Genomic DNA, 12,024 nt, shown 5'->3' with positions numbered 1-12,024 from the left:
AATTGCCAATATGACGTAGAGGTGCAGTCAACATCAGTATCGTTTTATCAGGGTGATGCCGACGACGAAATGAGAAAGGGTTGCTTGCCGAAGTGAGGTTGAACATCAAATCACCTTGCTGGTGTTGTGCTCGAAAGACGCAACACTGCCATAGGTAGACCTTTTGTCTACAATATAAACACTATGGAGCGCTACCTGACATACCGATCTCAGATCAGATGTTGATGTGGTGTTCTTAAACTGAAATTAGAACACATGAACTTAATCGATTTTTCTTCATCATTTATTTCATTATTGCCCGCAATAATCGCCCTGTCTCTGGCTATATTAACACGTAAAGTATTACTGTCATTAGGTGTAGGTATTGTGCTCGGGGGGCTATTGCTCAACTCGATGCAGTTGACTAATACCGCCAGTTATTTAATCACCGCAATTAGTGGCGTATTTATCGAAGACGGTGGGCTCAATAGTTGGAATATGTCTATTATTGCCTTCTTGATCTTACTCGGCATGATCACCGCATTATTGAGTATCAGTGGTGCGAGTATGGCATTTGCCCATTGGGCAATGACAAGAATCAAGAATCGCCGTGGTGCGACCCTACTCACCGCCCTACTCGGTGTCTTTATCTTTATTGACGACTACTTTAACTCACTTGCCGTTGGCACCGTATCAAGACCCATCACCGATCGCTATCAGGTATCTCGCGCAAAACTAGCTTATTTACTCGACTCAACGGCAGCGCCGATGTGCGTACTTATGCCAATCTCCAGTTGGGGCGCGTATATCATGGCACTGATGTCGGGAATCTTGGTCACTCATGGTATCACTCAATACACACCGCTTGCGGCTTATGTTGCCATTATTCCAATGAATTTCTATGCGGTATTTGCCTTACTTATGGTATTTGCTGTTGTCTATTTTGATTTGAACTTAGGTTTAATGGCAAAGCACGAGCACCAGGCACGTGAAGGAAATGATTTGGGTAAATTGGCCGATGACCTCATCGAAGAAGCGAAAGCTGATGATGTCACCGGTGCCAGCGCACTTGATTTGATTGTTCCTATTTCGGTGCTGATTATCGCCACAATCGGCTTTATGTTGTTTACGGGAGCACAAGCACTGGCGCTCGCAGACAAACCATTTAGTGTATTTGCCGCCGTAGAGAACACCAATGTCGGACTTTCGCTCGTTTATGGTGCCTTGATTGGTCTGCTGGTAACCCTATTTATCGTTGCTAAACGAGGAATTGGCGCAATTAATATTGCGGGCGCCATGTACACCGGGGCAAAATCAATGGTTGGTGCAATACTGATACTGTTATTTGCATGGACCATAGGCACAGTGATCGGTGACATGAAAACCGGTAATTTTCTGTCTACGCTTGCACAAGGTAATATAGACAGTGTTTGGTTTCCTGTACTGCTGTTTATCTTGTCAGGTTTTATGGCCTTTGCCACCGGTACTTCTTGGGGTACCTTTGGCATCATGCTACCTATCGCTGGTGATATGGCTGGCGCTAGTGCTTTGCATTTGATGCTCCCCATGCTCTCAGCCGTTCTTGCCGGTTCAGTTTTTGGCGATCACTGCTCGCCTATTTCTGACACCACCATATTGTCTTCCACGGGTGCGCGCTGTAACCATATTGATCACGTGACTACGCAATTGCCTTATGCAACGTCAATTGCTGCTGTATCGGCAATTGGCTTTATTGTCATTGGCTTTACTGGCTCAACGTTACTTGCGTTTGCCATTACGTCTTTATTTTTTATTGGCTTAATTACCCTGTTTAAAATGATAAGCGCCAACTAATCGATAATCCAGTGAGGGCCCTTCGGCCCTTACTGACCTTTACCTACATTGTTATACCGAGCTTTTGTTTAGGTACGAAACCAAGAATTCGATAATCAACGATTGCTGATATAAGAAAAAGAACATCGTTCTTCCCATCATGTTTTTCGACTGCAAGAATGCAGTCAAAGAGAGACACACGGGAGGACGCATAGAAGCTTGGTCACTTTAATGCTAGCGCCTGACACACTCAACTAAAATGTGAATAACTAGTTGTTTTACATAGTGTTAGTGTTTGCTGCGGGGTGATTTTTAACGTCGGTTAAAGTAAGTTTAGTTATTGATAATAAAAAAAGGATCTGCTCAAAACAGATCCTTAATTTCACATCAGCTCATAGTTAACGAGTGCTTTTTTCATGCCAACACAGAGCCTTGCTATTAATCGATAAGCTGGTACTGCTGTTTTAAAATGGCGATGATTTCCGCTTTAGGATCGTCGCTAATCACTATCTTTTCCCCGGTGATCTTCTCAGCAATACCGGTGTAGGTTTCCGACACGGCCATCAATACGGATTCGGGTAACGCATTGTCCCGTGCTAGTGCTTCACGCTCACCCATGCGGTCTTTATTTAATAAAATATCCGCATCATCAAAGTGATTAAGCAGTAATTGGCGGAAACCTTCTTTTGAATTTTCGACGATATTGCCTTGGCGATACTGCTCACCATCCCATATCCGCGATGAATCTGGTGTGCCAACTTCATCCATATAAATCAATTTGTCATTGCCATCAACATCTTTGACATAGCCAAATTCAAACTTGGTATCGACAAAGATTTGATCTATTTCTGCCAGTGCGTCTGAAATAAGTGAAAAGCCATCTTTTAATAGCGTCTCGTACAAATCAATATCTTGCTTTGATTTAAAATTAAAGGCTTCGAAATTATCTTCAATATTCTTACGGGTAATATTAACGTCGTCTTGTGCTGGTACGCCTGGTACGTCGGTTAAAATGCCTTTTGTTGACGGCGTCATCAGTAATTCGGGTAACTTTTGATCTCGGCTTAAACCGTCATTCAGTTTAATACCACAAAACTCACGCTCGCCTTTTTCATACGCTCGCCACATTGAACCGGTAATATAACTGCGGCAAATCGCCTCAATTTTTACCGGTGTCGCTTTTTGCACGATCCATACAAATGGATGAGGAATATCTAAAATGTGACTATCGGCCAAACCGTGCTGCTTAAACAAGCCGAACCAATGATTTGAAATCGCGTTAAGCGCTGCGCCTTTGCCCGGCACGCCTTGTAAGTTGTTTTCACCGTGCCAGATACAATCAAATGCGGAGATGCGATCAGATATCACCATGATAGCCAGTGGCGTATCGGCGGGTACGTTATAGCCTTTTTCAGCAATCAAACGGCGGCTATCTTGTTCAGTTAACCAGTACACCGAGCGCACTTTACCGCTGTGAACAGGTAAGTTAGTGCGGATCGGTAAATCATTATTTACGGCAAGAACTTTATTGGCAATGCTCATTATTTTTCCCAAAATGCGATGTCGAACACACAGTTTTATGATTGTATTTACTGCGTGTTCTCTTTATATATATTGCGCAAAAATTTTAGCAAAATTTCTCTGCAATACATACTTATTATCAAAGAAAAAAGGACGCCGAGGCGTCCTTTTCAAAAGTCATAACACTGTTTTATAGAGCCGCTTGCGCTTTTTCTACTAAAACAGCGAATGCTGCTTTGTCGTAAACAGCGATGTCAGCTAGGATCTTACGATCAATTTCAATCGACGCTTTTTTCAAGCCGTTGATGAACTTGCTGTAAGATAAACCATTTTGACGAGAAGCTGCGTTGATACGAGCAATCCAAAGTTGACGGAATTGACGCTTGCGTTGACGACGGTCACGGTATGCGTATTGGCCCGCTTTAGTTACAGCTTGGAAAGCAACGCGATATACGCGACTACGTGCACCGTAGTAACCTTTCGCTTGCTTAAGTACTTTTTTGTGAGAACGGCGTGCTACTACACCGCGTTTAACTCTAGCCATTATCTACTCTCCTCTATTAAGCGTAAGGCAACATTGATACAACTGATTTGATATCAGACGCAGCAACCATTGATTTTGCACGTAAGTGACGCTTAACTTTGGTACGTCTCTTAGTTAAGATGTGACGTAGACCGGCTTGTTTGCATTTAAAACCACCAGATGCAGTTTTCTTAAAGCGCTTTGCAGCACCTTTATTGCTTTTCATTTTAGGCATGGAATAACTCCGCATTGTATATGCCAAAACATTAAGTAACATGGGGCGAACTCATCGAGTTACTTGTTGAGCCTCTGCTACCGGTTAACTATTGTCTGTAAAACTACAACAAACAATAAAAAAGATAACCAAGGTGAAAAAGGCCTAAATCTTTCGACTAGGCCTCTTTACTTTCAAGACCAAAGAATTATCTTTTAATTGGGGCTAGTACCATAACCATTTGACGACCTTCAACCCTTGACGGGAAAGACTCGACTTGGGCGATGTCTTGCAAATCGTTTTTAACGCGATTTAGCAATTCGATACCTAGCTCCTGGTGGGCCATTTCACGGCCGCGGAAACGCAATGTTACCTTAGCCTTGTCACCACCTTCTAAAAAGCGCTTCAGGTTGCGTAGTTTGACCTGATAGTCGCCTTCATCAGTTCCAGGTCGGAATTTTATTTCCTTAACCTGGATCTGCTTTTGCTTTTTACGTTGTTCTTTCTGTTCTTTCGATTTCTCGTATAAGAACTTACCGTAATCCATTACACGACAGACTGGCGGTTTCGCCGTTGGGCTAATTTCTACTAAATCAACACCGGCTTCTTCTGCTGCTGCTAACGCTTCGTTTAGTGTTACGACACCTGCCGCTTCACCATCTGCACCAATTAAACGAATTTCCTGAGCGGTAATTTCGCCATTCAACTTGTGTTGCGGCTCTTTACGACCGCCTCTTTGACCACCTTTAATAGTCTGTTCCTCCAAAAGAACTAACGTAACATCTGTTCAGCGCGCTTATTTTGAACGAGCCTTTACTTGCTCGTTTAACATACCAATAAACTCGTCAACAGACAAATTTCCTAAATCTTCACCACCACGTGTGCGGATTGCAATTTTACCCGCTTCCATTTCCTTATCGCCGGCAACCAACATATAAGGAACACGTTTTAGTGTATGCTCGCGAATTTTAAAGCCTATCTTTTCATTACGCAAGTCCGCTTTCACTCTAAAACCATTTTGTTTCAGTTTTTTTACAACCTGTTGACAATATTCCGCCTGTTTGTCGGTAATATTCATCACAATGGCTTGAGTTGGTGCTAACCAAGTCGGGAATTTACCCTCGTATTCTTCAATTAGAATACCAATAAAGCGTTCTAGCGAGCCCAAAATCGCACGGTGAATCATTACCGGCACATGGCGTTCGCCATCTTCACCAACGTAAGTTGCACCTAAGCGACCCGGTAAGGCAAAATCTAACTGTACTGTACCACATTGCCAGTGACGACCCAAGCAATCTAATAAGGTGAACTCAATTTTTGGACCGTAAAAGGCACCCTCACCCGGCTGATATTCAAATTCAATATCGTTGGCTTTCAACGCATTCGCCAAGCCTAGTTCGGCTTTATCCCAAATGTCGTCGCTACCAATGCGCTTTTCAGGACGGGTTGACAGTTTCACCATAATATCGGTGAAGCCAAATGATGAATACACATCGTATACCATCTTGATGCATTTGCTCACTTCGTCTTGAACTTGGTCTTCCGTACAGAAGATATGGGCGTCGTCTTGGGTAAAGCCACGTACGCGCATTAAACCGTGCAATGCACCACTTGGCTCATTGCGATGACAACAACCAAACTCAGCCATACGCAGTGGTAAATCGCGGTATGACTTTAACCCTTGATTAAATATTTGCACGTGTCCAGGGCAGTTCATCGGTTTGATCGCGTATTCGCGTTTTTCCGACTCGGTGGTAAACATGTTGTCAGCGTATTTATCCCAGTGACCTGATTTCTCCCACAAACTGCGGTCCATCATCATCGGGCCCTTCACTTCATCGTAGTCGTATTCGTGTAATTTTTCACGCACGAAACGCTCAAGTTCAGTGTAAATTGTCCAACCGTCGTTATGCCAAAAGACCATACCAGGCGCTTCGTCTTGCCAGTGGAATAAGTCGAGTGTTTTACCCACTTTTCGGTGATCGCGTTTCTCAGCTTCGGCTAAGCGCTGTAAGTATGACTTTAACTGTTTCTTGTCCGCCCAAGCTGTCCCGTAGATGCGCTGAAGCATCTTATTGTCTGAGTTGCCACGCCAGTAAGCTCCGGCAACATTCATCAACTTAAAGTGATGACAGTGACGCATGTTTGGCACATGTGGGCCACGACACATATCGATGTATTCTTGGTGATGATACAAACCTGGGGTATCGTCTTGAGCGATATTTTCATCTAAGATTTCGATTTTGTACGATTCGCCGCGTTGCTCAAATGTCTCACGCGCTGTTGCCCATGATACAGTCTTTTTGATCACGTCATAATTTGTTTTGGCCAGCTCAAGCATGCGCTTTTCTAGCGCCGCTAAATCGTCGTCATTTAATTTGTGCTCAAGGTGTATATCGTAGTAAAAACCATTGTCGATAACCGGACCGATGGCCATTTTTACATCTGGCCATAACTGTTTTATCGCGTGACCTAATAAATGAGCACACGAATGGCGAATAATTTCTAAGCCATCTGCATCTTTATTGGTGATAAGCTGCAGTTCGCTGTCGGTAGTGATTAATTCGCACGCGTCTTTTAATTCGCCATTAATGCGACCTGCAATCGTCGCTTTGGCAAGACCTGGCCCGATATCTTGGGCTACTTGCATAATGGAAACGTCGTGTTCGAAACTGCGCTGACTACCGTCAGGAAGTGTAATAATAGGCATAATTTTTCCTCAACAGTGGTGACACCTACGTAATGCCACGTGTTATATCGTTGTTTATCACTTGAGTTGACTTAATCAAGTGGACGTTACTTATCAGTCGCTATCAATGCAACGTAAAACGGCGTGACCAATCAATGAGCGCTCTACCAGGGAGCTGCCATCAATTTACATAAAACACTAACGCTTTAGCACACAAAAAGCTTTCGCGACGTGGCGAGGTGTAGCACGAAGCAGCAAAAATCTTTACTGACTCTGATCGCCTAAATAAGCACAATAAAGCGTGCAATATTAGGGGAAAACCGCGTGTATTGCAATATACTTAGCACGCATTACAAAGATATTGTCGGCGCAGTGATAGCGGTGATAAATGAGACTAAGAAGATATGCTACTAAATTACCCGCCACTACCGACTGAGTAACGCTGTACCCGGTCGTTACCAACCGCAGATCGCCAAAAAACTTGACCGTACACACAAAAAATACCGCTGCTGCTCAGTTAATTGACACCGTGTTTGAGTCATCCGTCACGACAGGCACTCGTCGTGGCAACAGACGAATATCGCAAGCTAGTCTTCAATCCACGGAGCGATAACGGTCGGTGGCTGACTAAATTCAATGGCAATATCATTCGATTGATAGCTCTCATCAATTGCCAACTTACAAACCGTTTGTTCACATTGAAGTGCTGTACCCAGATCATCGCCAACGTACATCACCCCTGACGAGGTCACCATATCGATATGTACGCCGATCACATCAGGCATCATAAACGACAAAAATCCGCCAAACTCGTCTACTAAGGTCTGCATTTGTTGTTTTAATTCAGCTAATTCACTGTAGCTGTATCTCACCTGGGTTTTGTCTTTCGCCTGAATTTGCATTTGTAAAATACAATTTTGCCGAGCCTCTTGTTGTTCAACCCGCAATACCGAAAAGTTATCGTAATAGCTTTTGCTGAGCGGCACCATAAGCTGATTATCCGCACCGATGGCAATGTCATCGTGATTACCACTTTTATTTAACATCGTCGCCTTGCTCAATTGGCAACGCTGCCTTGAATGAGCATCAACCAAGTAAAATCCCATGGTGATTTTATCAAGCTGATTTTCTTCAATTAAGTTCAGTCGCTGATAAAAACCTTTGTATTCTAAATCAACGGCTTGGGCACTAGTTACAACGGCGAGTCCAGCTAGGGTTGCGAGTATTATTTTTTTCATCCGGTGGCCTATTGGTCAGTTAATACTGAGCGTGTTAAATGCGGTTACAAGTATCTGCGGTTGTGTCGAAGCATGGCGTTAATCTCAACCACATAGTCGATGCCGCGCTCTGAATACGGCACTAACCCCGTAGCTAAAATATTAGCCTGTAATGGCAGATTGTGCGCCCTCAGTTGCGCTCGAATCTCACGCAACATACTGTAAGCTGAGTGGCTATTAATATTGAGAAAGTAGTGGCCAATCACCTCGTTGACAGAGTCAAATGCTGCGACTTCATGGCTAAGGCCTGAGTCTCTGGCGTTGGGCACCATGCCACACCCTTTCTTAAAGCACCAAATACCGAAAAAATTTAACCCCATGCGGGCAAATCGCGAGCTTCCCCAAGCGGATTCATTCGCCGCCTGAACCAAAACTAAGTCGACGGGAATTTGATCTATCTTTATCAACAACTGCGCTAACTGTTGACGACTACTTTGTTCGCTATCTACACGATACGTGTCGGCGAGCTTGCTCAACCAACGCAGTTGCTGATTTGACAATGAATCGCCATTTTCCAACTGCAATGCGACCAACTGTACTGTTTCTCTCAGTTTGGCCAGGCGCTCGTTTTCTTGCTCAATTGCCGGTTTTAAAAAGCCAAAAAACGCTTGCTTGCGCGCCGAAATGTCGCGCATGGCCAGAAAGTTTGGTACATCAACATCGTGTAATGGTTGATCTTGACTTGTCGCCACTGATTTGTTTTTTATTTTCGCTTCACTGACTTCAATGTGTGTTTGAGAATAAAAAAATGCAGGCAATGCCGCCATCACCAATACAGAAATGAGCAAACTGGCTTTCAAAACAACGAATTTGCGTTGTGGCATCTGTTTCATATTATCGACTCGTGTAATCTAAATTGAGATCTCTGTGATAAATGCACATTGGCAACTCACGCATATACTACGCAGAAAAATAACTGTCGGGTTGACCATCTTTATTGACCACTTGCATAGTCACGCCAAAAATCTCTCGATATAAAACGCCTTTTACATTGTAGTAAAGTGGCGCAATAACCAAAAATCCAACCAGTAATATCGCTAGTGATATCAGGCTTGGCATACCGAGCAAACTCGGTAATAGCGCAATTAACGCTAACGCCAATAATGACATGTAGATCTGGAACAGCTTAAACCATTGAAACCGCGTTGCCTTAAACGACAGTGCGATGGCACGGGCGGGCGACATATTCTTTTCAACTACCAGTGGTATCACTAGTGACAGCGCAACTGCAATGTAAATACCTGGGATAATTAAAATCATACCAAGCGATGTAAGTGCCCAAACGATCAGTGCTGTTAGGGCAATGAATGCACTGCGCTTTAAAAATCCGAATACCATACCAGCGCGGGTTTTCATGCCTAACGCGTGTGACACGCCCATCATTTCAACCCCGGCTAAAAAAGGCCAGACGATGACAGTGAGTATCAGGTTGCCAATCATGTTAGCCTCGGGATTTTGAAGCATCTGCTCGGGACCACCCCAATAACTGGCAATAAACGATATGGCAATAACACCGATCAGCATGACTAACAGCAGGCCTGCCAAGATTGGCGTATTGTGCTTTTTGGTTATTAACCACCCTTCTTTTAAGATCGCTGAGACATCAAGGTGATACTCGCCTTTTTCCGCTTTCTCGATGCTTGAACCAACGTGAATAATTTTTTTATCCGACACAACGCTTTAAAATACAATCAAATGATACCGCGATTATACCAAAATACGGCAATTACAACAGCGCTTTAGCAATACATGCCGACAACGACCAGAAGATGTGAGTCATTGTTTGTCAACCAAACAAGCTAAAATCAGCGAGCGCTCACCGTCTTTATGCTAGGCTATGTTGATCTTTGTGGTGGGAATTTTATCGTAATTAAAAGCGGTTTTTCTGAGTTTTTAGTTATCCGCATTTATTAGTTTTAAAGCGGGCTAAAACGCTTTTAGTCTCAGCCGAACTGGCAATGGCAATGGCAATGGCTATATTGCGCACTAGAACCGCGTTAACAATCGGCGATAAAAAGTGTTTTTTATCGCTCATTGACCGATGTTGGTTGTATTAAAGAAAATGGTCATTGCATCGCTTGAATAACAATGTTCAGCGCTAAAATTAGCAACATAAGGCCCATTGCACGCTCTATCCAATAGCCATTTTGCTGTAAACGTCGACGAAATGGCGGCCACGTTAACATCACTGACAACATGGCAAACCAAGCAAAGGTTGCCAACGCCATATACAGACCGTAAATCGCCTTTATTTGAGTTGGCGTATCGATAGAAATAATCACCGAAAACAAAGACAGAAAGAACAGTGTCGCTTTGACATTGAGGCCGTTAACTAAAAACCCAGTAATATAAGACCGCCACGCCGATTGTTGTGACAAGGCGCTGTCTACCGCAACATGAGCCATTGATTGAGGTTTAGCGCGAAGCCCCATTATTCCCAAATACGCTAAATAGGCGGCGGCGAGATAACTCAGATAGCTAAACAGGCCTGGGTTGCTTTTGATCACTAGCGCAATACCAAATAACGAGTAGCACACATGCAACAAAATAGCTGTGCCAATTCCCGCGCTGGTGTACAACGCCGCTTTTCGATCGCGAGTTAAGCTTTGTTTTACAACGATGGCAAAATCAGGCCCAGGACTTGCCACTGCTAACAGATGAGCTATGGCAATGGTTAAAAATTCACTGTAATACGCTGAAAAATCCATATTCAATCTCTTATTATTGTCTTTGCTCGGTCATTCTGAGCCTCGCTTATTACTTAGAATGACCATTTAAACGTTGCAGTAAGCGCTGGAAGTAGGCGCTACCCTGCTGCTCACATACGCGCATATTGTTGTCTGGAATTGACTCTGGATCCGGATGTCGTGCAATGACTTGTTCTAACATATCCTCGCGGATAATGTGTAATATTGGCCATGGCGAGCGATTAGTGTAGTTCGTTACATCATCAAATGCTACGTCGTCAAAACAATAATCAGGGTGAAAGCTAGCCAGCTGATATACCCCCTCGTAGCCAAGTTCAATCAACATCTCGTTTGCCAAGTCTAACAAATCTAGATATCGATAAAAGTCATTGAAATGACACGGCAGAATAAAAAGCGTCGTAGCGATATTTGGGTCGTTATCAAGGCGCTTAAATTCAACAACTAACTGATCCAAGGTCGCATCGAGATGCTTGCCATTATCCACTTGATAATGCACTCGGTTATTAACGTAGTCTTTTTTCGCGAATGGGCAAAAGTTAAGACCAATGATCACCTTTTCAATCCAACACTTGATGTTTTCGACAATTTGCTGTTCAGTATACATACAACACTAAAAAAATAATGGCTTATCAACAGCTCAAGCCAACGCTAAATTAAGTGATAAACGCGACATAGCGACACTTGTTGATAAGGTAAAATGCTCAAGGGTAGACTATGATAACATTTTTGTTTCGACTCGCCGACAAATTAATCTTTGCCTGCTCTGCCGTTGCAGCCATGCAGTTACCGGCGTTGATGCAGCAATACACCCAGCGCCTCGCCGGCCATTTAGCTGAGGCAAATTACCAACTCGAGCAATATCAATCGATAGCCGATAACCACTATCAAAGTAATCTGAGCTCATTAGTTGTGGCGTACCGCGATAATAGTGATGCTGCCATTCGCCAAACCGGCGAACTGGTCTACCAGCTCATTGACAGAGTTTCAGTGCTGACTGACAAAGTTAACGCGCTAACAGAAAAAGACTATCTAACCCGATTGTATTATTTCGTCAGCGACATTGAGCCAGATGTGTTGCGCGCCACTATACAAGACTTTGAGCCAAGTTTACCGTTAACTGTGCAAGCCCTTAGCACAGGTGTTGCGGCAGCGATCATAGTTACCAGTGTACTAAGTGCGCTCATCGCCCTTGGTCACAACGCGGTTAGACGTGTCCCTGTGTAATACTAGCCAAGCTTACTAGAGCCCCCAATTTAACCGCTAAAAGCTGCTCAAAATTAGCCTTAGCGAATCAAAAAAGT

13 protein-coding genes and 1 riboswitch are annotated in these 12,024 nt (G+C 43.7%); of the genes, 2 read left to right on the top strand and 11 right to left on the bottom strand.

The features are described from left to right. Positions 1–8: 8 nt before the first annotated feature. Positions 9–202: riboswitch (Lysine riboswitch) on the top strand. Positions 203–255: 53 nt separating this feature from the next. Then, the gene (locus tag ACAY30_RS06690) at positions 256–1,812 is read left to right on the top strand and encodes a Na+/H+ antiporter NhaC family protein (protein ID WP_290250264.1); all 1,557 of its coding nucleotides are present in this window, start codon (positions 256–258) and stop codon (positions 1,810–1,812) included. A 417-nt stretch (positions 1,813–2,229) separates the two neighbouring features. Here ACAY30_RS06690 and ACAY30_RS06685 read toward each other — a convergent pair whose 3' ends face one another. From ACAY30_RS06685 to ACAY30_RS06635, 11 genes are all read right to left on the bottom strand, one after another. Then, positions 2,230–3,333: a phosphoribosylaminoimidazolesuccinocarboxamide synthase gene (locus tag ACAY30_RS06685; RefSeq protein WP_290250263.1), complete on the bottom strand. Its 1,104-nt coding sequence runs from the start codon at positions 3,331–3,333 to the stop codon at positions 2,230–2,232. 169 nt (positions 3,334–3,502) lie between these two features. Then, positions 3,503–3,856, bottom strand: a complete 354-nt coding sequence (gene rplT / locus ACAY30_RS06680) for a 50S ribosomal protein L20 (protein ID WP_290250262.1) — start codon at positions 3,854–3,856, stop codon at positions 3,503–3,505. A gap of 16 nt (positions 3,857–3,872) precedes the next feature. Next, positions 3,873–4,070 (bottom strand): 50S ribosomal protein L35, encoded by a 198-nt coding sequence (gene rpmI, locus ACAY30_RS06675; RefSeq protein ID WP_290250261.1) that lies wholly within the window; start codon positions 4,068–4,070, stop codon positions 3,873–3,875. A 187-nt stretch (positions 4,071–4,257) separates the two neighbouring features. Beyond that, the gene (infC, locus tag ACAY30_RS06670; RefSeq protein WP_290250260.1) at positions 4,258–4,815 is read right to left on the bottom strand and encodes a translation initiation factor IF-3; all 558 of its coding nucleotides are present in this window, start codon (positions 4,813–4,815) and stop codon (positions 4,258–4,260) included. Between the two features lie 30 nt (positions 4,816–4,845). Continuing rightward, entirely contained in the window at positions 4,846–6,759 is a 1,914-nt protein-coding gene (gene thrS, locus ACAY30_RS06665; protein ID WP_290250259.1) for a threonine--tRNA ligase, read from the bottom strand. A gap of 566 nt (positions 6,760–7,325) precedes the next feature. Next, complete coding sequence (locus tag ACAY30_RS06660; protein ID WP_290250258.1) at positions 7,326–7,976, bottom strand: DUF2987 domain-containing protein; 651 nt, start codon at positions 7,974–7,976, stop codon at positions 7,326–7,328. A 44-nt stretch (positions 7,977–8,020) separates the two neighbouring features. Continuing rightward, complete coding sequence (locus ACAY30_RS06655) at positions 8,021–8,848, bottom strand: glucosaminidase domain-containing protein (RefSeq protein ID WP_290250257.1); 828 nt, start codon at positions 8,846–8,848, stop codon at positions 8,021–8,023. 67 nt (positions 8,849–8,915) lie between these two features. After that, a complete protein-coding gene (locus ACAY30_RS06650) occupies positions 8,916–9,689 on the bottom strand; it encodes a hypothetical protein (RefSeq protein WP_290250256.1) in 774 nt (257 codons plus the stop codon). Positions 9,690–9,912: 223 nt separating this feature from the next. After that, complete coding sequence (locus tag ACAY30_RS06645) at positions 9,913–10,050, bottom strand: hypothetical protein (protein ID WP_290250255.1); 138 nt, start codon at positions 10,048–10,050, stop codon at positions 9,913–9,915. Positions 10,051–10,081: 31 nt separating this feature from the next. Next, positions 10,082–10,723, bottom strand: coding sequence for a LysE family translocator (locus tag ACAY30_RS06640; RefSeq protein ID WP_290250254.1), 642 nt, complete (start codon positions 10,721–10,723; stop codon positions 10,082–10,084). A gap of 49 nt (positions 10,724–10,772) precedes the next feature. Further along, the gene (locus tag ACAY30_RS06635) at positions 10,773–11,327 is read right to left on the bottom strand and encodes a DUF1415 domain-containing protein (RefSeq protein ID WP_290250253.1); all 555 of its coding nucleotides are present in this window, start codon (positions 11,325–11,327) and stop codon (positions 10,773–10,775) included. A gap of 110 nt (positions 11,328–11,437) precedes the next feature. On the opposite strand from ACAY30_RS06635, the gene ACAY30_RS06630 reads away from it, so the two are divergent. Further along, the gene (locus tag ACAY30_RS06630) at positions 11,438–11,947 is read left to right on the top strand and encodes a DUF2937 family protein (RefSeq protein ID WP_290250252.1); all 510 of its coding nucleotides are present in this window, start codon (positions 11,438–11,440) and stop codon (positions 11,945–11,947) included. Positions 11,948–12,024 lie beyond the last annotated feature (77 nt).

This window comes from Thalassotalea ponticola, assembly GCF_041379045.1.
Classification (GTDB): domain Bacteria; phylum Pseudomonadota; class Gammaproteobacteria; order Enterobacterales; family Alteromonadaceae; genus Thalassotalea_A; species Thalassotalea_A ponticola.
This window is presented reverse-complemented; position numbering and strand designations above follow the sequence as displayed.